The sequence below is a fragment of the Brevibacillus sp. SKDU10 genome, from assembly GCF_001645205.1.
Taxonomy (GTDB): domain Bacteria; phylum Bacillota; class Bacilli; order Brevibacillales; family Brevibacillaceae; genus Brevibacillus_B; species Brevibacillus_B halotolerans.
Genome location: NZ_LSSO01000012.1, coordinates 1 through 24,457 on the forward strand (window position 1 = coordinate 1; position 24,457 = coordinate 24,457).

Sequence of the window (24,457 nt, forward strand, 5' to 3'; positions counted from 1 at the left end):
CATTCAGTGATAACCGCTAGTACTAATTCAGAAGCCTTGTATAGCTCCTCTAAAGGCATGCGTTCATTTTTTGTATGTATGCTCGTAATACGCAAAACCAAAGGTGAACAGAAGGGATGCCGTGTCCGTTAAACACGTTACCGTCACGGCCCCCGCCGCTACTGGTTAGCTTCGGCTCTCGATCTACACGTTTAACCGCGGCAATCGCTTTTTGTAACACTGGCGTACTTTCATCAAATTTATAGCCGGAATACATAAACTTAACATCATTTTCACAAGTCGCCCCAAGCTCAGAAGCCACTTCTTCAAAGGCAGACGTCATTTTTTTCACTTGTGCTTCCAATTTTTCATTTACCATACTACGTGCCTCAGACCAAATCTCCACGTAATCTGTCACGATATTGTAAGCGCGACCACCTTCAAAACGGCCAATGTTTGCAGTAGTATCTTCATCAATACGTCCAAGCGGCATACGTGAAATAGCCTTGCTAGCCACAGTGATAGCACTTATGCCATCCTCTGGATTCACACCAGCATGAGCAGCTTTTCCGTGAATTTTGGTAACAATTCGGTATTGGCCAGCTCCAGCTTTGACAATTTCGCCCACTTTCCCTGTTGAATCCAAAATAAAGCCCATTTCTGCCTTTAATTTGCTCGCATCCATGTGACGTGAACCAACTAGACCAGATTCCTCACCAACGGTTAATACAACCTGGATAGATGGATGGGGTAGGTTTTTCTCTTTTAATGTACGAATCGCTTCAAAGATCGCTGCGATACCTGCTTTATCGTCAGCACCCAGTATCGTAGTACCATCTGTTACAACATACCCATCTTTAATGGAAGGCTTTACACCTTTGCCTGGAACGACGGTATCCATGTGGCAGCTAAACAAAATGGCAGGACCCTTAGCAGTACCTTCTAGGTTAGCAAACAAATTGTTCGCACTATGTTCTGTTTTGGAAGCAACATCATCTTCCTCTACAGAAAAGCCCAAGCTTGCCAATTTATCCTTTAATACCTCTGCAATCGCTGCTTCTTCTTTTGTTTCACTGTCGATTTGTACAAGCTCCAAAAACTCTGCAAGAATTCGTTCTTGATTAATCACATTGACTTCCTCCGTTCCCAATTCTCTATGTAACACTTTTAGTATACCGTAAAAAAGTTAGTCTGCACTATTCAGTCGGAACTTTTTTTCTTTCCCATTTCCCGTAGCTATAATGGAATATTGCCATGTTTTTTTGCAGGGCGCTCCTCACGTTTCGTCTTTAGCATGTCCAAAGAATGAATAAGGTATTTTCTCGTTTCTCTCGGATCAATAATGTCATCTACCATGCCATGCTCTGCTGCTACATAAGGATTGGCGAACTTTTCTCGGTATTCAGTAATTTTGCGTTGTCTAGTAGCCAAAGCATCTTCACTTTTCTCAATTTCTTTTGCAAAAATGACACTAGCTGCGCCCTCTGGCCCCATCACCGCTATCTCCGCATTAGGCCAAGCATATACAACATCAGCACCAATGGCTTTGGAATTTAGCGCAACGTAAGCACCGCCATATGCTTTACGAGTAATGACGCTTATTTTTGGCACAGTTGCTTCTGAGTATGCGTACAGAATTTTGGCTCCATGTCGGATAATTCCCCCATGCTCCTGATTTACTCCAGGAAAAAAGCCGGTCACGTCCACAAAGGTAACTAACGGAATATTAAAACAATCACAAGTGCGAATAAAACGTGCCAATTTATCAGACGAATCAATATCAAGTCCTCCTGCCATCACTTTAGGCTGATTGGCAATAAAGCCTACAGGTTGACCTTTTAAACGCCCAAATCCAACCACGACATTTCGTGCAAATTGTGATTGAATTTCCATGAAATCTCCATCGTCTACAATGAGTTTCAACACCTTTTTCACGTCGTATACCTTAGTCCCGGCGACAGGAACAATGTCTAGCATCTCCTCAAGCCAATTCCCCTCCTCCCCATCAAACAAAATAACGGGAGGCTCTTCGCGGTGGTTTTGAGGCAGAAACTGTAGGAGACGGCGAACTTCTTCCAGCACTTCCGCCTCCGACTCCGACGTAAAATGAGCAACTCCACTTATGCTGGAATGAACCTTTGCTCCTCCAAGATCTTCACTAGAAATTCTTTCACCTGTAACAGTTTCAATGACCTTAGGTCCCGTGATAAACATCTGCGAGCTTTTTTCTACCATAAACACAAAATCAGTGATAGCAGGCGAATAAACGGCTCCTCCAGCACATGGTCCAAGAATGACCGAAATTTGCGGAATGACGCCTGAATAAATAGAATTCCGATAAAAAATATGCCCATAGCCATCTAGTGAAACTACCCCTTCTTGGATGCGTGCTCCTCCAGAATCATTTAAGCCTACAACAGGGGCGCCATTTTTCGCCGCTAAATCCATAATATTAGCAATTTTCTTAGCGTGCATTTCACCTAACGCCCCGCCAAAGACAGTAAAATCTTGGGCAAACACATAAATCGTCCGTCCCTGAACTTTTCCGTATCCTGTCACAACGCCTTCCCCAGGGGCTTCCAGCTTATCTAGTCCAAACAGCTTGCTACGATGCTTTACAAATGGCTGAAGCTCTACGAAGGTTCCTGAATCCACTAACAGATCTATTCTTTCACGAGCTGTGAGCTTTCCACGTCTATGCTGGGCTTCGATTCGTTCATCTCCACCGCCCAATTCTATTTTATTCTTCCGCTCGTATAGCTCGTCAATCTTAGCGTACATCTCATCACTCATCTGCCAGTTCCTCCTTCTGCTGTTCATACTGACATAGCTCGAATAATACGCCATTCGCCGCTTTGGGATGCAAAAAGGCTATCTGTGCTCCATGCGCCCCTAACTTAGCCTGTTCATGGACAAGCTGTACTCCATTCTGTTTAAATTGTTGCAATCGTCCCTCAATATCATCCACATCCAATGCAATATGATGAATACCCTCGCCTCGTTTTGTAATAAAGCTAGCGATTGGGCTTTCCGGGGAGAGAGGCTCCAATAGTTCCAGATTCGTTTCTCCAATTTGCAGAAAGGCAACCTCGACCTGCTCTGATTCCACTTTTTCCCTTCCCTTAAGCTGTAGACCTAATTGTTCCGTGTAAAAGGGAAGGACCGCTTCAATTGACTGGACAGCGATGCCTATATGAGCAATTCGTTTGGGAGTTTCGACCCAGCTGTCCCTTTTGGGTCTCGCCATGCTTCGAACAAAGTCTACAGCCGCCTGTGTTGGAGTACCCGGTGTAAAAATTTCAGCAATCCCCTGTTCTTTTAGGAAAGGAATATCTTCTTGCGGAATCACTCCGCCGCCAAAAACCATAATATCCTCAGCCTGCTGCTCTCGTAACAAACGAATTACTTCTGGAAATAATTCATTATGCGCCCCAGATAAGCAGGACAATCCAATAAAATCAACGTCCTCTTGAATCGCCGCATGTACAATTTGTGCAGGGGTTTGACGCAAGCCGGTATATACGACCTCCATCCCTGCATCACGTAAGGATTGGGCGATAACGAGTGCACCACGATCATGGCCATCCAAACCTGGCTTTGCTACTAATACACGAATTTTTTGTTTCATCGTTGTCTTTCCTCCTTCGACCCGATTAAACCGCCCGGTACTCCCCAAAAACCTGACGTAAAACCCCACAGATTTCTCCAATCGTGGCATAAGCACGTACACAGTCGAGAATAAACGGCATTACATTTTCTGTACCCTCTGCTGCTGCCTTTAATCGACCGAGCGTTTGATCAACCAAAATCGCATCTCGGCGATTACGCAGGTCTGATAGTCGCTCCGTCTGTTTTTTACCAATCGATGGATCTACTCGTAAAAGCTCAGGCTGCGTCTCATTCTCAAGCGTGAACCGATTCACCCCTACTACCACTTCTTCTCCAGACTCAATATTACGTTGTGTTTCATAGGCTTGCTTGTGTATCTCACGTTGCATATATCCTGCTTCGACTGCCGCAACTGCACCACCCATTTTCTCAATTTTGTCCATATAAGCCAGAACGCCTTTTTCAATCTCGTCAGTTAAGGCTTCCACATAATACGAGCCGCCCAATGGATCGACCGTATCTGTAACCCCGCTTTCATGGGCAATAATCTGCTGAGTGCGTAGGGCAATGCGTGCAGAGTCCTCTGTTGGCAGAGCAAGAGCTTCATCACGGGAATTGGTATGCAAGCTCTGCGTTCCACCTAATACAGCCGCCAACGCTTGTAAAGTAACTCGCACAATATTATTATCTGGCTGTTGTGCCGTTAAGGTAGAACCGCCTGTTTGTGTATGAACACGAAATTGCCAAGATTTTGGCTGCTTTGCTCCATAGACGTTTCTCATTAAATTTGACCAGATTCTTCTGGCAGCTCTAAATTTTGCGACTTCTTCAAAGAAATGATTATGTGCATTAAAAAAGAAAGATAACTGCGGAGCAAAAAGATCAATATCAAGACCTGCTTGCAATGCTGCTTCTACATATGCTCTGCCATCCGCTAGAGTAAAAGCTACCTCTTGTACAGCACTAGAACCCGCTTCTCGAATATGGTACCCACTAATGCTGATCGTGTTCCATTTAGGCACATGTTGCGCACAGTGTGCAAAAATGTCTGTAATCAGACGCATAGAGGGCTGCGGTGGAAAAATGTAGGTGCCCCTGGCAATATATTCCTTTAAAATGTCATTTTGAATTGTGCCGCTTAGGGCGTGCGACGGTGTTCCTTGTTTCTCTGCAACAACGATGTACATGGCCAATAATACAGAAGCCGGTGCATTAATGGTCATAGAGGTACTCACTTTATCAAGCGGAATCCCCTGTAATAAGGTTTCCATGTCTTCCAAGGAATCAATTGCGACCCCAACCTTCCCTACTTCTCCCACCGACATAGAATCATCGGAGTCATACCCAATTTGTGTAGGTAGGTCAAAAGCAACGCTTAGTCCAGTCTGTCCCTGCTCTAACAGGTAGCGAAACCGTTTATTCGTCTCTTCTGCTGAGCCAAAACCAGCATACTGACGCATCGTCCAAAAGCGCCCTCTATACATCGTAGGTTGAACGCCACGAGTATATGGATATTCTCCGGGAAGACCGATTTGATCCATATATGATTGATTCGCTTCTTTAGGCAGATAAAGCCGCTCGACTTCCAAATCGGAAGAGGTGGAAAACCTTTTCTTGCGTTCCGGTGTTTTCTCGAGCCGTTGATTCAACCGTTGTTGCCAGTCCTGATAGATTTGGGTAAAATTATGATCAGACACGTGTTCTCCCCCAATGCCAGCATAATGGAAAAATTAAGAATTCTCCTCTATTTTATTCTAGCATAGCCTCGCCGTTTTTCAATCAACGGTAGTAGCATTTGTACATTTAAGCAAGCAGATTCAATTTTTAGAAATGATGGCTTTACCTCCCTCTGGTTGCAGTAAAGCCTTTTGCAACATTATTGAACATAAGAAAAGGAGCTGTCCCTATTGAAACATCAATCTACTATCGCCAAAATTCTGGTCGTTATTCTTGTATTGGCTCTCATTGTTCCGATGATTTTTCAATACATATAGGAAACGCTCTCCTATAAACATTAAAAAATACCCCCAGTCAAAAGATGGACTTGCATGGATGTCCATCTTTTCTGGGGGTATTTTGCTTTAAGCTACGTTCTTATTTAAAAATAATGACGCTGGAAGAAGCGTTATCCCATGCTAGGTTGAAGCGCAAGTTATCAGTGATTGTACGAATTGGTAACATTGGTACATTGTTTTTCAATTGTACAGCGGTTGGCAGAGTATAGTTCTTGCCATTGATGTTGACAACCTTTGAGCCTACTTTGAAGCTCATGGTTGTTTTTCCATATTTTACAGTAGCAGCCGCTTTTGTGTATGTTGTGCTTACTTTCAATCCATCACGTACAAAGGTAGCTGGTACCATAGTATTCCCATTCACTGTGTAAGGAGCTACAGCCAATGGGAAGGTTTTTCCTTGTGTTTTAAAGGATGCTGCACCTACTTTAAAGCTGATTCCGTTTTGCGCACCGACCGTTACCTGACGAATGAACAACGGATTTTTTTCAGCAGATGTATAAACGCCTACATTGTAAATATTAGATGCTCCAGGTGTTTGGATTTTTGCATTTTCATTTACTGCTACGCTTACTGCTTGACCTGCAGGTAGGTTAACTGATGGGTAGATAACCAAGTTTTGTCCACGAGTACCAACATAGCTTGGATATGTGCCATTAACGGTCACTGCTGTTGTTGGAATAGTCGTAGGGACACGGAAGGTTGTTGGCATAACCACTTCAATATAATCAGCTGTGCTAAGACCAACGCCTAGCGCCTTAATCCCAACAGTCATACCAGTAATTGCATTTGGATTAGGCTTGCTAAGTGCTACAGTCGCTGTGCTGTTGTTAGCAGGAATCACAGGTACTGTAGGATTAGTTGGGTTTGTCGGATACGTAGGATTAGTCGGATTCGTTGGTGTTACTCCGCCTGCTGCTACTGTAAACGATTTAGAACGATAAGTTGTATCTCTATATTTTACAGCCAGATCGTAGTTGCCTGTTGATGTAGGCATTTTAAGGAACGCGTCGTTTTTAAATTCGATACGAACACGATCTGTACTAGAGAAGTTATAAGGTGTTGACAAGGTTACAGTACGACCCGAAACACCAGTAGATCTCACAGGAGTTCCATTGATTGTTACAGATGAGCTAAAAATATAGCCCGGAACCATATCTTGGGTAGGAAATTCTACATAAAGATCATTGCCGCCTCTAAGTTCATCCCTTAATCTTACATCCATCGACACAGTGCTGCGAGCTCCTGCTTTGTTATCGGATAAAGTGACACTGTAGTCACTATCTACAGAGGCGGAACCTTTTTTCATTTCAAATTCTTTTGAAACGTAGGTTGTATTCCTATAATCAACTTCTACTTTAAAAGAGCTACTAGAAGAAGGGGTTCTAATTCCCGCATCTTTGTTAAATTTAATCGTCAGCCTTTTATCGCCGTCTGCTTTCGAGCTAGGCTTAATTTTAACTGTTCTTCCAGATACCTCAACGTCTTTTGGAGAATATCCATTTAGTTCAACGTCACTTGTGCTGATTTTATTAGGTACCATGCTAGAGTATGGGAATGTCACTTCTACATACTTTGTATCATCTAGCTTGTCATTTAGATCAATTCGGGATAATTCAAGAGATGTTTTTTCATCTTGATATTTGCTTCCAAAGTCAACGGAAAAGGCGCTTTTCTCTGTTTTGCTTTTGGAAGAAGAGCTTTTCTTACCCTTACCGATCTTAATGCTTTCTTCTGCTTCATCGTCTCCATCGTCAACAGAAATGTCATATTCCCCACTATCTTCTGGATTAATGACGTCTTCGATTTCGATTTCAACACGATCACCCTCATCAATTTTAGAAGGAATACTGATCGTTAATTTTGATCCGCTTCTTTTTAAATCTTTAATTGAGTCTCCATCAATTTCAATGGAACCCTTTTTAACATTTTTCAGGTCAAAATCACTATCAAATTTGACTATGATTTTATCACCTTTTTTTAGATCGTCCGTTGCTTTAAATGTAAGAGTATACGTGGTTTTCTCATCTGTGTCAGTATCATCAGCATCAATCGATAAATTCTTAGCTGCGTATGTACTCTGCGGAACAGAGACCAAAGGTGTAATTGCTAGAGTCGATGCTAGCAGTAGGAATGCGCCTCTCTTTAGTTGTTTATTCATAATTCTCCTCCTGTTCACTCTCGATTTTTTGCCTTTGGATAAGTTCAACTCTCCCTTTCAGTGTACCATTAACAGTATGTTAATAAGACAAAGTTGTTGATAACATTAAGGCAATTTTAAAATAGTATCCATTATTTAATACGAACAAATCGTGAAAAAGTTACATAAAAAAACCAAAAAAATGAGGAAGATTACCTATCTTCCTCATTTTTTCCATTTTATTTCGTGTTAGTAAACCTTCGTTTCTGGGCCAATGGCTTCCAATTTCGCCTTTACACTTTGCAGGAATCGGCCACAAACCAGCCCATCCAAAACGCGATGATCAAGAGATAAACACAGATTAACCATGGAACGAACAGCAATCATATCGTTTATAACGACTGGACGTTTCACGATGGATTCCACGCTCATTATCGCCGCTTGCGGTGCATTGATAATAGGCTGTGACAGCACAGAACCAAACGATCCAGTATTATTTACGGTAAAGGTTCCGCCGCTCATATCATCCATTGTTAGCTTACCTGCTCGCGCTCTGTACGCTAAGTCTTCAATTGACTTGGCAATACCATACACTGATTTTTGATCAGCATCCTTAATTACCGGAACAAATAAAGCATCCTCGCTCGCTACAGCAATAGAGATATTTATGTTTTTGCGAACGATGATTTGATCGCCTGCCCAAGAGGAATTAAGCATTGGAAATTCTTTTAATGCTTCTACCACTGCCTTGATAAAGAATGGTAGGAAGGTTAAAGAAACGCCTTCTTTTTTCTTGAATTCATCCTTTATACGATTGCGGAAGTGAACAAGATTGGTTACGTCCACCTCAACCATCATCCAAGCATGCGGGGATTCATGCTTGCTTTGTACCATGCGTGACGCTATCGTTTTACGAACTGGCGTTACAGGGATGCTCTGGTCTCCTGCTGCTACAGATACTTGACTTGGTGCTGAAGAAGTCATTGGGCTGAGACTATTGGACTGCGATGTCACTGACATAGATGGTGCTGGTGCACTAGTCGGTATTGTAGCAGGCTGTGGAGTAGTTGCTAATTTGTTCGCATCGGTTGCTTGTGGTAAGCCACCTTGATCAATCACCTTTTGTATATCTTTACGGGTAATCCGTCCTTCTAAGCCAGTGCCTGTCACATGGGCTAGATCAATATTATGCTCCTGAGCAAGACGCATCACAGCAGGGGAATAGCGTTGTTTACTTCCCGATTGCCCCTTCGTTTCATTTCTCACAGCTCCACCTGTTGAGGCAGGAGCTGAAGACGGCATTGATGTGGCAGATTCCGGCAAGCTTTCTTCTACACTGCCTGTTGAATTGCTGACACTTTCCGTTCCTTCTTCTATATAAAGGATCAGAGTACCGACACTAACTGTCTCTCCTTCAGGAACGATGATCTCCTTGATGCGTCCCGATACAGTGGAGGGCACTTCGGCGGTTACCTTATCTGTATTTACTTCAGCTAACGGATCATACTTGTTGACCACATCGCCCACATTTACGAGCCACTTGGTGATGGTACCTTCTGTAACGCTCTCGCCCAATTGTGGCATGAGTACTTTCGTTGCCATGGTTCGTCCTCCTTTTGCCTAGAAGTGCGCTAATTCACGCATCGCTTCCAATACTTTTTCTGGACTTAACATAAAGAATTTTTCCATCGGTGGGCTGTATGGCATTGCCGGTACATCGGGTCCACACAGACGCTTAATTGGCGCATCCAAATCGAATAGGCAATGCTCAGCGATAATAGCGGCTACCTCGCCACCAACTCCGCCTTCTTTATTATCTTCATGGATAATTAACACTTTTCCCGTCTTAGAGGCCGCTTCTACGATCGCTTCCTTGTCTAGCGGATAAAGTGTACGCAGATCTAGAACATGGGCAGAAATTCCTTCTTGAGCGAGCTTTTCCGCTGCCTGCAAAGCAAAATGCAGGGTAAGTCCGTAAGAGATGACAGTAATATCGTCTCCTTCTCGCTTTACGTCTGCCTTGCCAATTGGTACTGTGTAATCTTCCTCTGGCACTTCGCCTTTAATTAAGCGATAGCAACGTTTATGTTCAAAAAACAGAACCGGATCTTCGTCACGGATAGCTGCTTTTAATAAACCTTTTGCATCATATGGGGTAGAAGGAACTACCACTTTTAACCCTGGAACGTTCGTAAACATCGCTTCTAAGGATTGCGAATGGTACAAGGCCCCATGTACCCCTCCACCAAACGGAGCTCGAACAGTAAGCGGGCAATTCCAATCATTATTGGAACGATAACGCATTTTAGCGGCCTCGGAAACAATTTGGTTCACCGCTGGCAAAATGAAATCAGCAAATTGTATCTCTGCAATAGGACGCATGCCTACCGCTGCTGCTCCGATTGCTACACCCACAATCGCTGATTCAGCTAATGGTGTGTCGATAACACGCTGCTCTCCAAACTCTTCAATCATACCATTTGATGCACGGAAAACCCCTCCGCGTACTCCTACGTCCTCTCCCAACAGAAATACTTTAGGATCACGACGCATTTCTTCCTTCATCGCCATGGTAATTGCATCAATAAAAGAAATAACTGCCATCTTAAGTCCCCCTTACGATCCGTATACGTGAATCAAAGTAGATTCTGGCGCTGGATATGGCGCCTGCTCAGCGTATTCCGTCGCTTCGTCTACAATTGCTTGCACTTCGTTAGATAGAGCCGACTCTGACTCATCCGTTAAGAGGCCTATCTCTTTTAAATAATGGGCAAAGGTAATGATGGGGTCTTGTTTTTTCGCTTCGTCCACTTCTCCGCGATCGCGGTATACACGATCATCATCATCACTTGAATGAGGCACCAGACGATAGGTTACGGCTTCGACTAAGGTAGGACCTTCCCCAGACTTTGCTCGATCAACCGCTTCTTTCATGACACGATACACTTCAATAGGGTCGTTACCATCTACGCTAACCCCTGGGAATCCATAACCAACTGCGCGGTCAGCCACGCTTTCGCAGGCCAACTGCTTTTTCAAGGGTACGGAAATGGCATATTTATTATTTTCGCAGAAGAAAATAACCGGCAATTTATGAACCCCTGCAAAGTTAGCCGCTTCATGGAAATCACCTTGGTTGCTAGACCCTTCGCCAAAAGAGGTGAAAACAGCATGATTCTCACCTGTCATTCGACCTGCTAAGGCAATTCCGACAGCATGTGGCACCTGTGTCGTAACGGGACTCGATCCTGTTAAAATTCGGTATTTCTTCCCGCCAAAATGACCAGGCATTTGACGGCCGCCACTGTTAGGATCTTCAGCTTTTGCAAAAGCCGACAGCAACGTATCGCGAGCTGTTTGCCCAAAGACCATAACCGCTCCAAAATCACGATAGTACGGGCATAAATAATCTTTTTCTTTATCAAAGGCAAAAGCAGCCCCAACCTGAGCGGCTTCCTGTCCTTGGCAGGAAATAACGAACGGAACTTTACCAGCTCGGTTTAACAGCCAAAGACGCTCATCCACTTTTCTTGCCAAGAGCATGTAGCGATACATGTCCAGCACTTGCTCATCGGTTAAACCTACAGCCTGATGACGATTCTTTGTCATAAGGTTTCCTCCCTGCATTTAAGAATGAATAGCCAGATTGTCAACATCCAGAGCCGCTTCCGCAAAGGCTTCCGACAATGTCGGGTGCGGATGAATGGTATGGGCGATCTCCCATGGGGTCGCATCCAATACACGCGCTAATGCTCCTTCTGAAATCATTTCAGTAACATGCGGCCCAATCATATGTACACCAAGTACATCATTGGTTTGTTCATCGACAACCAATTTTACAAATCCGTCGTTTTCTCCAAAAACCAATGCTTTTCCTAGTGATTTAAAACTAAATTTGCCTGTTTTAACGCGATACCCCTGTTGTTTCGCTTCTGCTTCACTTAAGCCTACACTTGCTACTTCGGGTCGGCTATAGGTGCATTTGGCTACCTTTGCCGGATCAAGTGTCTCCACTGGTCGATTATTCATATGCTCAACGGCCAAAATTCCTTCGTGAGCAGCTACGTGAGCCAATTGAATCCCACCAATCACGTCTCCTACTGCATAGATATGCGGTTCAGCCGTTTGATAGGTAGAATTAACTGCAATATGCCCCTGATCCACCTTAATTTCAGTGGCTTCTATGCCTAAATTATCTACATTAGCTTGACGGCCTACAGACAAGAGCATTTTTTCAGCGACAAAGGTTTGAATTTCTCCCTTTACTTCCGCTTGTACGCTTACCTGACCTTCCGCCACCTGAGCGCTTTCGGACATCACTTTTGCATTTGTCACGATTTTTACTTTCCGTTTTTTAAGTATGCGGGTTAATTCCTTACTGATATCAGCATCCTCTGTTGGCAAAATGCGATCCCCGTACTCGATTACGGTAACATCCACACCAAAGTCGCTTAACAAGGATGCCCATTCAATACCGATAACTCCTCCACCAACGATGATCATAGACGCTGGGAGCTGTTCCATTTCCAACGCTTCATCGCTCGTCATTATATGTATTCCATCTATATTTAGGCCAGGTAAAACTCGTGGTCTAGAGCCAGTTGCAATCAATAAGAAGCGAGGAACGATGATTTCTTGTTCACCATCTGTTGTCTCAATGCGCACCGCACCAGCTTGCGGAGAAAATATGCTTGGTCCCATTACGCGACCAAATCCTTGATATATTTTGATTTTTCCTTTGCTCATCAAGTATTCTACGCCTTTATGCAATTGCTCTGTAATCGAGCGTTTGCGCTGTTGTACCAGCTCAAAATCCAGCTCTACATTACCTGTGCGCACCCCATATTTCTCACTTTCCTTGAGAGTGGCAAAAACCTCGGCACTACGCAATAATGCTTTGGATGGTATGCATCCGCGGTGTAGGCACGTTCCGCCCATTTTATCCTTTTCGACGATGGCTACCGACATGCCTAATTGTGTGGCACGGATCGCAGCTACATAGCCGCCAATTCCTCCACCAAGCACGACAAGATCAAATTCTTGGGACATGTTCATATCTCCTTTACCCTGTAGTAGCTATGTATTGCTTTTGCCTTACCGAGACACATTATACCACATTCCATGACCTGGTACTAAAAAAAGAGCTGGATGTGTCAAGAAATGGTCCAACTCCTACTCTTTCTCATTTGTTCTGCCTTTTTATCTTGGGATTTGGCATGAAGTAGATCGTGTAGGTAGTGCAAGAATCAATTACATTCTTGCACTACCGTACTACCAATGCTTTTTTCAGTCAAGTTGTTCTTACTTTGGTAAGCTTGCTTTTGGATCACGCAAAAACGTTTTACGCGATCTAGCTAGACGAGCAATACGCTCCTCTGCCATGCGATCAGCCGCTTTGTACGTAGGAATATTATCGCGATCTGCAATCTCAAACACGCGGTTCATATTATCGTAAATCGTCTCTACCTTCTTCATAGCACGTTCACGGTTATAGCCATGCAATTCATCTGCAACGTTAATGACACCACCAGCGTTAATTACATAATCAGGCGCATAGACGATGCCCATTTCCTGGATAATGTCGCCGTGACGTTCTTCTTTTAATTGATTATTAGCCGCTCCAGCAATTACTTTGGCTTTAAATTGTGGAATGGTGTCATCATTGATAATTGCACCTAATGCACATGGAGAGAAGATATCGCACTCAACGCCGAAGATTTCATTGACTCCTACCGCTTTAGCTCCGAAGTCCACAACCGCACGTTGAACATTTTCCATGTTAATATCCGTTACAATTAGATTTGCACCTTCTTCATGCAGATAACGGCACAAATTGTAAGCAACATTCCCTACCCCTTGAACAGCAATCGTTTTACCGGAGAGATCATCATGACCAAAGCCGCGTTTTGCTGCTGCCTTCATCCCGCGATACACACCATAGGCTGTTACAGGAGAAGGATTTCCGCCAGAACCAAATGCTGGTGATACGCCTGTTACATAGTTGGTTTCTTGATAAATTAAATCCATATCAGCAACAGTTGTTCCCACATCTTCAGCCGTAATATAACGTCCGTTCAAGCCTTGGACAAAACGCCCGAATGCTCGGAATAACTCTTCGCTCTTATCTTTACGAGGATCACCGATAATAACCGCTTTTCCTCCGCCCAAATTAAGTCCTGCTGCCGCAGCTTTATACGTCATACCACGAGACAAGCGAAGTGCATCTTCAATTGCCTCTTCCTCGGAATTATACATCCACATACGTGTACCACCCAAAGCTGGGCCAAGCGTTGTATCATGAATCGCAATTATTGCTTTTAATCCAGAAGTCTCATCCTGACAAAGCACCAATTGTTCATAATCGTATTTTTGCAGATAATCAAAGATTTTCATGAGTAGCCCTCCTGCTGTTTCTATTCCAAAACGATTTTGGGGTTTGTTTTTCTTTCTATGAATTCGCTTACACAACCTACCTTTTTTCTAAAGCAATAAGCATGCCAACCCATAAGATATTTGTGAACAATCGGTGGAGAGGATGTGAACAACACGTTTCACTTTATCTATGATGAAATATTTTGCACAACTTTGCAATCCTTTGCACGCAAAATTTTGCAGATCTTCACAAACCATCTTGTGGATTCGTTTCCAAAATGCCTAGTTTCTCCATTTTGTAATAAAGATTGCGTAAGGATACGCCTAACTGCTTAGCTGCTTCTGTTCGATTGCCCTTTGCCTTATGTAACTCTTGTAGAATACATTGTTTCTCCGCCTCTTCGACGGCTTGCTTTAAGGTTCTACTTTTCCTATTAGTTGGTTTCTGATTGACTGCTTCCGTTTGAGAAGCATAAGTTCGTTCCAAGGGCGGCAAATGATGCGGCATGATCTCTATCTCTGTAAATTTCATGTGAATAATAGCCCGTCCCAAAATATTTTCGAGCTCACGAACGTTACCTGGCCAACGGTATCCTTTTAGGACATCTAATGTGGATTTGTTGATTTGCTGAACGTGGCGACCATATTCGAGATTAAATTTTTGGAGCAAAAAACTAGCAAGCACTTCCAAGTCCTCCTGTCGTTGACGCAGAGGTGGTATGTAGATCGGGAGCACATGTAAGCGATAATACAAATCTTCTCGGAATTTGCCTGCTTGTATTGCTGTTTCCATATGAACATGTGTAGCTGCAATAATGCGAACATCGATTGGAATCGCTTTGGTGCCACCAACACGGATGATCTCTTTTTCCTGTAATACGCGTAAAAGCTTAGCCTGCATGCCCATTGATAGCTCACCAATTTCGTCTAGGAAAATGGTACCGCCACTAGCTTCCTCAAATAAACCGCGCTTGCCTCCACGTTTTGCACCAGTGAAGGCTCCCTCTTCATAACCAAACAGTTCACTCTCTAACAGGGTCTCTGATAAGGATGCACAATTAACCCGAATGAATTGATTGTACTTTCGCGAGCTTCCATTGTGAATCGCATGGGCAAACAATTCTTTACCCGTTCCTGATTCACCGCGCAAAATGACAGTAGCTGGAGTCATGGCAGCCAGCTTAGCCTGTTCGATCGCACCCTTCATCGTTTCACTATCCCCGATAATATCATCGAAGGTATACTTTGCTTCCAGAGTGCGGATCAGTCGTTTAGCCGTCTCTAATTCTTCAGATAAGGTCTTAAATTCAGATATATCATGAATAACGCCTACACTGCCACGCAATTCTCCATTAACCAGCACCGGGGCTACGTTTACCACCACATCCTTACGCATTGGCCCTAGCTTCATACGTACACCGCGAACTGGTTTTTTGGTACGCAGCACTTGCATATGCATACTCTCACCTTCAGAAATATCCACAGTAGCTGGCTTGCCTATAACATCCTCGGGTGTCATTCCCGTAATGCGTGTATAGGCTGGATTAATTAATAGTCCGATCCCATCGCCATCAACAACAGAAATCGCCTCGTCAGAGGAATGTAAAATTCCTTGTAATAAGCTTTGTAATTCTTTTAAATCAGTTACCTCTTCAAGTAAAGATATAATCTCGGTAATATCTCGGAAGACGGAGACAGCCCCGACCACTTCCCCAGCATCATTTCGTACAGGTACCCGATTCGTAATAATACGAGTGTCATTTGTTAAAGCCTGCTCCTGATTAATCTCTGGATGACCGGATTTTAGTACATAGTGTAAACGCGTATTCGGAATCGTATGCTCCGCACGCGTACCAATCACTTCATTCTTAGACAACCCCATCAGCTTTTCACTAGCTCGATTAAAGATCGTTACCTTCCCCTCTTCATTGACAGCAATAATTGCGTCATGAGTGGAGTTTAGCATGGTATCATACTCTCGTTGCTTCTGACGAAGTGTCTGAATAAGCTTTTCGCGTTCACGAATTAATTTCATGATAATACTCGTAAAGTTACCTGGTATTAAAACCGTTTCAGCACGCTTTTTCTTTAAAATGTCATCATAGGCATGAGGATCGCCAGTTGCTTCTAAAATCAAATCCACATCAGCCAAATAAGGAACATAATCCGTCCCTACCTGTATCCCAAGAGAGTTAGCCACTAGTATACCTGGGGCATCAGCATTGTGGTCGACCACAGCAATCAGCCTTACACCCTCCATCTGCAACAATAAGTGGATTAGTAGTGTACCGCCTTTTCCAGCCCCCACTACAATAACTTTATGCATATAAAACCCACCCCTTTCATTGAGGACTGCTGCTATGGCTGAATCTTCCATCTTACATTTTATCGTATTTTGTAGGTTAGACAAGCATCCCCAGATGTTTTATGATGGAAATAAACAAACCTTTACAAAAGGATGTGTCTTGGTTGCTTGGTCAAAGAATCGTTGCGTTGCTCATCATGGTGATTCCCGCTGTCATCGCAGGCTGGGGCTTTAAGATAATGCGCGATACACTATATCAATACTTTAATCCTGATATCAATCAATTTATGTGGGGGTACTTTACTTTAGGAGCCTTTTTATTTGTTGTGCCTATTGCATTTATTGGAGGCTTTATTTTGCATCATGACCGTAGACGCAATCGTGTTCAACCGCGCTTTATGAAGCGAGATCCCGATGAAGATGAGGAGTAAGAAGCTTCGCTATGCATAGGCGGAGCTTTTTTTCCCCCCAACAAATCTAGTTTATGCAAAAGAGGGCGATTACGGATAAAGGTCGTAAATGAATAACGCTCTGCCAATATATGCAGAAACAGAAACAGCAGAAAAAAAACAATTTTGATGTTCATGGGAGTAGTACAGATTAACGTGTACCCTAAAATAAAACCAAGATAATTGGAGCCTGTATCTCCTAGCATGACCATACGTTTTGCATCATGATAAAATAAAAGAAGGGTCGCACTAATAATGGGATAAATCATAATCCACGACACTGGTACGCTAAAAAAAGGAGTCGATACTAACACAAGAATAAATAGGCTCAAGAACACCTTGCTGGCTCTTCCTGGTCGCAGATCAAATAGGTTTATTAGATTAATCGACAAGGCAAGGAGGATGGTATGAAACAGAATCTCCAGCACATTATCATATAAAGCCAGACAAATAATGAGAGAGATATTGCCCCCTGCCCAGGCTTTTAAAAAGCCACTGGTCATTCTTCGCTCAGTAACTAATATACCGACATGTCCGCGGAATCCCTTAATATGCTTATCGGGTGCGCAGTCATCCTGCCAGCCCAGCGCGGCGATTGCAAAAGAACCACAAAGAAAAAACACTCCCAATTTCCAAGGTAATGCTACAGAAGGCTGGAAACACCATAATAGCAAGAGCAGCAAATAGGTACTGGTAATATAAAAAAATAAAAACCACCCGCAGCCTGTTGGTATCAATTCCTCTTGATAATTTAATCTGACAATCTCGTGTTTCTTCAATATTTTTATTCCTCGAAGGAAAAATACATCGTGCAAGATCAGCGGTAGCATGATGGCAATACAGGATAATAATAGTATGGAATTATTCATCTCTTTTCCGCCTCCTGCCGCTTGCGTTGTAAGGTTCGGTACACATGCCAAAACTCTTTGCCCCTATGCAAAAATCCGTGAAGATTGTTTGTTGTATAACGATGTGTGAAATTCACCGGAACTTCTATGATTCGATATCCAGCCCGTAAAATATCAATTGTCATTGCTACCTCAATCCCAAACCCACAATCCACGAAACGAACACAGGAAAATAAATCGCGTCTAAAAGCTCTTTGTCCGGATAAAGGGGCTTGCAGCTTCTGCAGAGTCATCTGTACTATCCCTTGCTGGGCCAGCTTTTTAGCCAGTCCAAAGCCAGCCTTACGAGGGGCTTTAGGTAATATAGCTATCGACATATCACAATCTTTTCTGACGACAGGAGTCAGTAATTTATCTACTTCACGGGCGCTCTTTTGTAAATCAGCATCCAAAAACAAAATAATATCACCTGTAGCTTCCTTCCAGCCCGCATGCAAAGCAGCTCCCTTGCCAACATTCTTAGGCATGATAATGAGCTGATCCACCCAAGGCCGAGCGATGTTAGCAGTACAATCGATACTCCCATCATCTACTACAATCAACTCATGGATGAACGATGACCCTCTTAATGTAGAAACGGTTTCCTCAATCCAATCCTGCTCATTAAAGGCTGGAATAATCGCGCTAACTCTCATACCATTCCCCTACTAACGTGCGTCCAGAGCGTATAGCCAACAGTACGAATGGTTGGATGCATGAATAAAAGCAGAAGAAGTAAGCACAAAGAGCTTGCCACAACAGTCCCCACAGAAGGTTTGTACATTTCTTTTTGCTGAATCAAGTAATGAACGCCCTTTGCGTCAATCAGCTTATGTCCAATGCGAGTACGAATAAGAAAGGTACTAGCCATTCCCTTTCTTCCTTTTTCCAAGAAATCTTGCATGTTGGTATGACTCCCGACTGTAATAATCCGAGTTGCCTGACCTTGATAAGCAACCAGCATAGCTACGTCCTCACTCGTACCAGGAGCGGATAAGAGCTGATACGGCACCCCCAGCCTATCTAACCGACTTCGCCCCGGTGCGATTCCATTTTTATAAGCGTGCAAGATAATGTCTGCTCCAGAATAAAGAGCCCGATCCGATACGCTATCTAAATCACCTATAATAACGTCAGGAACCCATCCACAGCTCAGGATGATATCAGCTCCCCCATCTACCGCAAGCAGAATTGGGCGATATTTCTTTATAAAAGAGGATAATGAGTGAAGATCGTCTCGTGCAGAGGGCCCACGGTTCACAAGCACAACAAAGCGATTCGTAAACGATGCACGGATGCTGATAGATGGAAGTCTAGCTGTAAAAAGGTTTTTTTCTTGTTCCAGAAACGATAGCGTATTTGTTAGAAAATGTATGTAGTGTTTTGGCTCGTGATTTATAGCTTGCTGCGCTCTCGTTTCGTAATCTGACATACGAAATGGACGTAGAGCAATCTTGATTGGTTTTTTGGCAGGAAGAGCATGTAGGCAATCATTGATAATTTCGATTTGCTTTCCGTCTAAAAACTCTTGTAAATCTCTTGTAACAGATGCTGTATGTTCGATCTCATAAAGTATGATGTTCTCTTGTAAAAGAAGTGCTGCTCCTTCTGTCAAAAAATCGCCTGTCAAAAAGGGGGAGAGATTGATAACTGCTTGTACTTGAGATGCAATCAGGTCTTCAGCCGCTGTTACATCCAGATTTTTATGGTCAATCATGGCAATATGCCCTGCCTTTAATCGCTGACACAGCCACTTGGTTTTTGAATCTGTCATGAGGGTTCCCTTAATGTGAACAGAATCGGACTTGCCTTTACGCCATCTCATTATTACTCCACCTCCTATTTCTAGTATGACGTAACCCCTTCTTGATCATGCGTCAATAGGAGAACGTTATTGGAATTGACTTTGGATTCTTACACGAAATAAACATAAAAAAAGAAGCTTTGCAAAAGCAAAAGCTTCTCATGATGAAACCACTTACATTTTACAATTACGCACCTGTTGCGAATTTAAGAATAAGGAAATCGGCGTAGACAAATACTGCTAATGACACTAAGCCAAACGCTGTGGCAAACCTGTTTTTCGCCTTTATTGAACGAAAAACCCCAGCAAAAATAAACAGAGTTATCAGAAACATGGTTACGTCCATAACCCATTGCATCCCAATTCAACCCCTTTGCAAATAATGTACCTGTCCAAGGATAGCAAACAATGGCAATTCAATTATATAATGGAGCCAATATTGAAACAAGTCATAACAGCAATTGTGACAAGTAAATTCACAAGTTTCCTACCAATCTATAGATTGGCAATTTTCCTGCTTGATCAACTCTTCTATCTTTTATTTTGTTGCAATCCATAACGTCCAGCGATCTCCCTCTTCGATCTGTACAGATGCAAAACCCGCTTGAAGCAAGGCTTCCTTTATTGCCTCAGCGCTTGGCCTTCGTTGCTCTTCCACGCTTTTTAGCTTAGGAAAAAATTCAAATAAATATCCCCGTAAATGAGCAGGGCTCCCTGGTAATAGCAATCCATTAACGTCAGAGCGTCGATCGTTATCTGGCCGAAAATGGTGTTTTCCCGACTATCATAATGGAGCTAGATAGTTTTAGTGCTGTTAAGCAGATGGTGTTACAAAATTTAGGGATTGCTCTCTTACCTTCACGTTTCGTTCAACTGGAAAAGCTGCAGGGAACATTAGTTGCAATTGATATTTCTCAAGGCACGTTTACCCGGCCTACACTACTCGCCTATCCTGCTGAAAAAGCAAACGATCTGCGTCTCGCATCCTTTATAGATTGGGTGATACACATTATGATCACTGATGGGATTGGTAAAAGTTTTTCATTGCTTTTTGACTAATTGACGCCATGTGTTTTGCGGAAATGGGGATGCTATGAAAGACATTTTCAACAGCCAACCTTTTAAGAAAGGAAGTGCCATGATGTCCAAGCATAACGGAGTCAAACCTAAGCAAAGTGATAAAAATAATCCCTCACAAACGCGATCTTCCCATACCATGAGCAAGGAATCGCAAGCAAAACCTATTTCCCGATAGCGCTAAAGTGAACCAGTGGAAAGGAGGCTATCTCATGAACATGCTTACTTCACAATACAACCAACAAATCAGTATGCATAAGCAACAAGCTCAAGCCCATCTAACTCAAGCTCAGGCTCACGAGCAACAAGCTCTGATTCATCGTCAACAGGCAGATTTACATGATAAACAGGCAATGCTTTTAATGCAGACTTCACAGCAAATGACTCAAAATTCAAAGGCAATGCCGGTTTATTCTCAGCAGCTTATGAACCAAACCATTGACAGGCAACAGCAGGAAAATCAGGTTGCATACAATAATCAGGTTTCAAAGGCTTCTCTAGCTTTTAAAGGCAAGGTTCCAAGCGACGAGGAATTAGCTACTGGACATAAATCGTTAAGCAAATGATTTGTTCCAAGCTTAAAAAAGTTACCCCCCTTTGACTAATAAAGTTAAAGGGGGGTAACTTTTTACATATCGTCCGTCTGATAAGCAGGTTGTTTTCAACAAAAGATTACATAACAATAAAAACTGGGCAACTTCCTTGTACTCCCATCTTCTTTGAATATAAAAAAGAGTCTACCCCCTTTTGTTAAAATGAAACTTTCTGTTCTGCTGGCTGGTCTAATAGTGGAACCAAACGATTGGAGCATTTGTTTGAAAGGAGAGAACGATATGCCCGCGCATACTCCAAATCATTCCTCGAAGGAGAGCGATCATCTTTATAAACTTATCGAAGAAAACAAGGAGCATTTGTACAGACTCGCTTATAGTTTTGTAAAAAACAGAGAAGAAGCACTGGATATCGTACAGGAAACGATATATAAAGCTATTGTCTCAATTGATACCCTGAGAAAACCTGAATTTCTCAAATCGTGGCTGTATCGTATCGCGATTAATTGCTCTCATAATTCCTTGCGAAAGACGCGAAGAATGGTAGTTATGGACACGAGTATTTTGGAAAATGTTATGCAGCATTCGGATAAAAATCGGGATGATATCTTCGATGTAAGACAGGCACTAGAAAAACTCGATCTAAAATATAAGACAGTAATTATCTTAAGATTTTTCGAAGATATGACACTGGAGTCCGTAGCAGAAATCTTGGACGTGCCCGTAAGTACTGTTAAAACGCGTCTCTATCGGGGACTTCAAAAATTAAAAATTGATTTGCAGGAGGTTGAACATCTTGAACAATCAATTAAATGAAGTAAAAAAGAGCTATGAAAGCATCGAAATACCCAAGGAGCTAGATGCTGTAATCCAATCGGCTAAAGCAAAGGCTAATGCAGAATTATCATCGCGAAATAAGGGAGTAAGACCAATGAAAATGAAAACAAGCAGAATGGTAATGAAGGGACTTGGCGGAGTCGCGGCCATGTTTATATTGTTTGGCGCTGCCGTCAACACACTGCCGAGTTTTGTTGCTGCTGCAGCACATGTACCGTTTCTAGGAAGCCTTGTAAAGGTATTGCAATTTAATGGCGGGTATGCCGATGGCGGCGAAAGAACGGACGGAAGTGGCATCAAGCCAATTACGCTCGTAAAAGAAAAAGATGCCGAGCAAATTGTCATCAACTTTGCCCAAGGTAACGAGGAATCGGGAGAAGCACCACAAAAAAACGCCCCTGCTTTCAACATATCCTATCAGGAAAATCCATACACAATGACTTTTACCTTGAATGGCGTAAGATGGTTTGATCAGCAAACCTTTGAGGAACTGAAGAAGAGTGATTTGATAGCAGATGCATACCGATTGATTACATTAGACGATTCTTCTGATCGTTTCGTATTTGTCTTTACATCACCAGTTAAATATGAAGTAAAGGAATATTCGGACCCTGCCCAAATCGTATTGAATCTTTCAAAAGATAATCAGGCACAGCTAAAAACTGTATACTCCATCAGAACTGCCGCATATCCACTCGGGGAGCAATTTGCTTTAATGGAAGAAGCGCTATTTGAGGAAAAAGGAATTCGTATTCTAAAAGACAGCGAGAATATGTTTTATATTGAAGTAGGAATGGTAGAAAACATGGAGACAGCAAAACAAAAAGCTTCGGAAATAAATGAAAAGTACGCGAAAACCTTTAAAGAAGAGTACGGAATGGAATTTAACGTCTTTGTTGAAAAAAGGGGAAAATAAACATTCCATATTGGACGAGACTGTTCCATTAAGCTAGAAATCATATAACACTCCATAAAAAATAGGATGCCGAATCTCCTACTGCAATTGGTGACACGGCATCCTATTTCTATTCTTTATATTATTCGTAACGCAATGCTTCAATTGTATCAAGCTTGGCGGCTTTGTTTGCCGGATAGATTCCAAAGAAAACCCCAATTGCACTAGAGAAGCCAAATGCGATCAGAATACTTTCCCAGGATGTAACAGGAGGCATGCCTGCAATTGAGATAATAATAGAAGTAAGTCCAAGACCAAGAGCGACCCCTATCCCACCACCAATTAAGCAGACAATAATGGATTCGATCAAAAATTGGGTCAAGATATCCCGTTTTTTGGCACCAAGCGCTTTTCGAATCCCGATTTCGCGTGTGCGCTCCGTTACGGAGACGATCATAATGTTCATTACCCCGATACCGCCAACTAAAAGAGAAATTCCGGCGATAACAGAGAAGGCTATCGTCAACTTGTCAAGCATCCCCGTGATCCACTCTAAATTATTGTCTTTGTCTGTTACCACATAATGATCGGTATGCTTATGAACGCGATTTAGATATTGCTTGGTAAAGTCCACCCCGGCTTGAATCGTAGCATTTGATTTGGCTTGAATGTGGAACATGCTTACCGTTGCTTTTTCATTGTGATTGAGATAAGTTCGTGCCGGCATGTACACCAGATCCTGCATGCCACCGCCCATAAAGCCCTGCATATCATTTTTTAGAATCCCAATGACAACAAAGGAAGTATCTGACATGTAAATCCGATTTCCTACCGCATTTCCCTGAGGGAATAATTTATCTGCTAAGCCCTTGTCTAAGACAACAACATCACGTTGCTCTTTATCGTCATCTCTGGTGTAGAAACGACCCTTCTCCATCTTATAGCTCGAATTTACCTCTAAAAAGTTACCCGTTGTCCCATATATTTGAGCACTGATATCCTTTTTCTTATCCTTGATGGTTCCGCCACCGTAGATTTGAGCCATGACATTTTTAATGTAAGGATTAATTCTTTCCAGGGTAACGGCATCATCGATGGTCAAATCATCATCCTTGACAGGCTCATCGCTCTCCCAGCTTATCCTTGCGGTAAACTTTGGATCGGCTACATTTCCGAACTGATTTGTCATCATTTCTTTTCCGCCCTTACCCATTGTCATAATGGCAATGACGGAAGCGATGCCGATAATAATTCCTAGCATGGTTAAAATGGAACGCAGTTTATTGGACCAAATACCATCTATAGCAATGCGAAAGCTTTCGATGAGGTTCATGTAGCGAACACCTCGTTTTCATCTGCGACAGCAAAGAGTCGTTCTTTTACTTTTTCATCCTTAATAATGACACCATCTTTAAAGACAACAATACGTTCTGCGTGCTGGGCGGTATCCAATTCATGCGTAACAAGAATAATGGTAACTCCCTGTGCGTGCAATTCTTGGAAAATGGCCATAACCTCTGCGGTAGAGCGGCTATCTAGG

At 42.8% G+C, this 24,457-nt stretch carries 21 protein-coding genes and 2 pseudogenes; 5 read left to right on the plus strand and 18 right to left on the minus strand.

Going from position 1 to position 24,457, the window contains the following annotated elements; translation table 11 throughout:
• The 11 genes and pseudogenes from AYJ08_RS01490 to AYJ08_RS01540 form a co-directional block, all read right to left on the minus strand.
• A pseudogene (locus tag AYJ08_RS01490) lies at positions 1-1,108 on the minus strand (M20/M25/M40 family metallo-hydrolase); the annotation flags it as partial.
• Positions 1,109-1,215: 107 nt separating this feature from the next.
• Positions 1,216-2,772 carry an acyl-CoA carboxylase subunit beta gene (locus tag AYJ08_RS01495; protein ID WP_064016308.1) on the minus strand — a complete coding sequence of 519 codons (1,557 nt, stop codon included), beginning with the start codon at positions 2,770-2,772 and terminating at the stop codon, positions 1,216-1,218.
• Positions 2,765-3,607 (minus strand): methylmalonyl-CoA epimerase, encoded by an 843-nt coding sequence (gene mce, locus AYJ08_RS01500; RefSeq protein WP_064016309.1) that lies wholly within the window; start codon positions 3,605-3,607, stop codon positions 2,765-2,767. Before mce ends, AYJ08_RS01495 begins: the two co-directional genes overlap by 8 nt.
• A 25-nt stretch (positions 3,608-3,632) precedes the next feature.
• Positions 3,633-5,285 carry an acyl-CoA mutase large subunit family protein gene (locus tag AYJ08_RS01505; protein WP_064016310.1) on the minus strand — a complete coding sequence of 551 codons (1,653 nt, stop codon included), beginning with the start codon at positions 5,283-5,285 and terminating at the stop codon, positions 3,633-3,635.
• Between the two features lie 397 nt (positions 5,286-5,682).
• On the minus strand, positions 5,683-7,761 hold the full coding sequence (locus tag AYJ08_RS01510; protein WP_064016311.1) for a stalk domain-containing protein: 2,079 nt from the start codon (positions 7,759-7,761) through the stop codon (positions 5,683-5,685).
• Positions 7,762-7,989: 228 nt separating this feature from the next.
• A complete protein-coding gene (locus tag AYJ08_RS01515) occupies positions 7,990-9,342 on the minus strand; it encodes a dihydrolipoamide acetyltransferase family protein (protein WP_064016312.1) in 1,353 nt (450 codons plus the stop codon).
• Between the two features lie 18 nt (positions 9,343-9,360).
• A complete protein-coding gene (locus AYJ08_RS01520; protein WP_031414370.1) occupies positions 9,361-10,344 on the minus strand; it encodes an alpha-ketoacid dehydrogenase subunit beta in 984 nt (327 codons plus the stop codon).
• 12 nt (positions 10,345-10,356) lie between these two features.
• Entirely contained in the window at positions 10,357-11,349 is a 993-nt protein-coding gene (locus AYJ08_RS01525) for a thiamine pyrophosphate-dependent dehydrogenase E1 component subunit alpha (RefSeq protein WP_064016313.1), read from the minus strand.
• An 18-nt stretch (positions 11,350-11,367) separates the two neighbouring features.
• Complete coding sequence (gene lpdA / locus AYJ08_RS01530) at positions 11,368-12,789, minus strand: dihydrolipoyl dehydrogenase (RefSeq protein WP_064016314.1); 1,422 nt, start codon at positions 12,787-12,789, stop codon at positions 11,368-11,370.
• 252 nt (positions 12,790-13,041) lie between these two features.
• Positions 13,042-14,133, minus strand: a complete 1,092-nt coding sequence (locus AYJ08_RS01535) for a Glu/Leu/Phe/Val family dehydrogenase (protein ID WP_064016315.1) — start codon at positions 14,131-14,133, stop codon at positions 13,042-13,044.
• A 226-nt stretch (positions 14,134-14,359) separates the two neighbouring features.
• Positions 14,360-16,438 carry a sigma 54-interacting transcriptional regulator gene (locus tag AYJ08_RS01540; RefSeq protein ID WP_064016316.1) on the minus strand — a complete coding sequence of 693 codons (2,079 nt, stop codon included), beginning with the start codon at positions 16,436-16,438 and terminating at the stop codon, positions 14,360-14,362.
• Between the two features lie 101 nt (positions 16,439-16,539).
• Between AYJ08_RS01540 and AYJ08_RS01545 the strand changes: the two genes are divergently transcribed.
• Positions 16,540-16,848 carry a DUF2627 domain-containing protein gene (locus AYJ08_RS01545; protein ID WP_082890832.1) on the plus strand — a complete coding sequence of 103 codons (309 nt, stop codon included), beginning with the start codon at positions 16,540-16,542 and terminating at the stop codon, positions 16,846-16,848.
• Here AYJ08_RS01545 and AYJ08_RS01550 read toward each other — a convergent pair.
• The 5 genes from AYJ08_RS01550 to AYJ08_RS01565 all read right to left on the minus strand — a co-directional run bounded on the left by AYJ08_RS01550 (position 16,803) and on the right by AYJ08_RS01565 (position 20,284).
• Complete coding sequence (locus tag AYJ08_RS01550) at positions 16,803-17,735, minus strand: MraY family glycosyltransferase (RefSeq protein ID WP_064016318.1); 933 nt, start codon at positions 17,733-17,735, stop codon at positions 16,803-16,805. The genes AYJ08_RS01545 and AYJ08_RS01550 overlap by 46 nt on opposite strands.
• Positions 17,732-18,409, minus strand: a complete 678-nt coding sequence (locus tag AYJ08_RS01555; protein ID WP_064016319.1) for a glycosyltransferase family 2 protein — start codon at positions 18,407-18,409, stop codon at positions 17,732-17,734. Before AYJ08_RS01555 ends, AYJ08_RS01550 begins: the two co-directional genes overlap by 4 nt.
• Positions 18,406-19,578 (minus strand): putative cytokinetic ring protein SteA, encoded by a 1,173-nt coding sequence (gene steA, locus AYJ08_RS01560; protein ID WP_064016320.1) that lies wholly within the window; start codon positions 19,576-19,578, stop codon positions 18,406-18,408. Before steA ends, AYJ08_RS01555 begins: the two co-directional genes overlap by 4 nt.
• Positions 19,579-19,744: 166 nt before the next feature.
• Positions 19,745-19,915, minus strand: a complete 171-nt coding sequence (locus AYJ08_RS22645; RefSeq protein WP_064505007.1) for a DUF2759 family protein — start codon at positions 19,913-19,915, stop codon at positions 19,745-19,747.
• Positions 19,916-20,095: 180 nt separating this feature from the next.
• The gene (locus tag AYJ08_RS01565) at positions 20,096-20,284 is read right to left on the minus strand and encodes a hypothetical protein (protein ID WP_064016321.1); all 189 of its coding nucleotides are present in this window, start codon (positions 20,282-20,284) and stop codon (positions 20,096-20,098) included.
• A 62-nt stretch (positions 20,285-20,346) separates the two neighbouring features.
• On the opposite strand from AYJ08_RS01565, the gene AYJ08_RS01570 reads away from it, so the two are divergent.
• From AYJ08_RS01570 to AYJ08_RS01585, 4 genes are all read left to right on the plus strand, one after another.
• Positions 20,347-20,616, plus strand: coding sequence for a substrate-binding domain-containing protein (locus AYJ08_RS01570; protein ID WP_231928967.1), 270 nt, complete (start codon positions 20,347-20,349; stop codon positions 20,614-20,616).
• A 230-nt stretch (positions 20,617-20,846) separates the two neighbouring features.
• Complete coding sequence (locus AYJ08_RS01575; RefSeq protein WP_064016322.1) at positions 20,847-21,200, plus strand: hypothetical protein; 354 nt, start codon at positions 20,847-20,849, stop codon at positions 21,198-21,200.
• A 267-nt stretch (positions 21,201-21,467) separates the two neighbouring features.
• A complete protein-coding gene (locus tag AYJ08_RS01580) occupies positions 21,468-22,001 on the plus strand; it encodes a sigma-70 family RNA polymerase sigma factor (RefSeq protein WP_064016323.1) in 534 nt (177 codons plus the stop codon).
• On the plus strand, positions 21,982-22,938 hold the full coding sequence (locus tag AYJ08_RS01585; protein ID WP_064016324.1) for a hypothetical protein: 957 nt from the start codon (positions 21,982-21,984) through the stop codon (positions 22,936-22,938). Before AYJ08_RS01580 ends, AYJ08_RS01585 begins: the two co-directional genes overlap by 20 nt.
• Before the next feature lie 121 nt (positions 22,939-23,059).
• On the opposite strand, the gene AYJ08_RS01590 is transcribed toward AYJ08_RS01585, so the two are convergent.
• Positions 23,060-24,250, minus strand: coding sequence for an ABC transporter permease (locus AYJ08_RS01590; RefSeq protein ID WP_064016325.1), 1,191 nt, complete (start codon positions 24,248-24,250; stop codon positions 23,060-23,062).
• Positions 24,247-24,457 (minus strand): annotated as a pseudogene (locus AYJ08_RS01595) (ABC transporter ATP-binding protein); the annotation flags it as partial. The gene AYJ08_RS01590 and the pseudogene AYJ08_RS01595, both read right to left, overlap by 4 nt.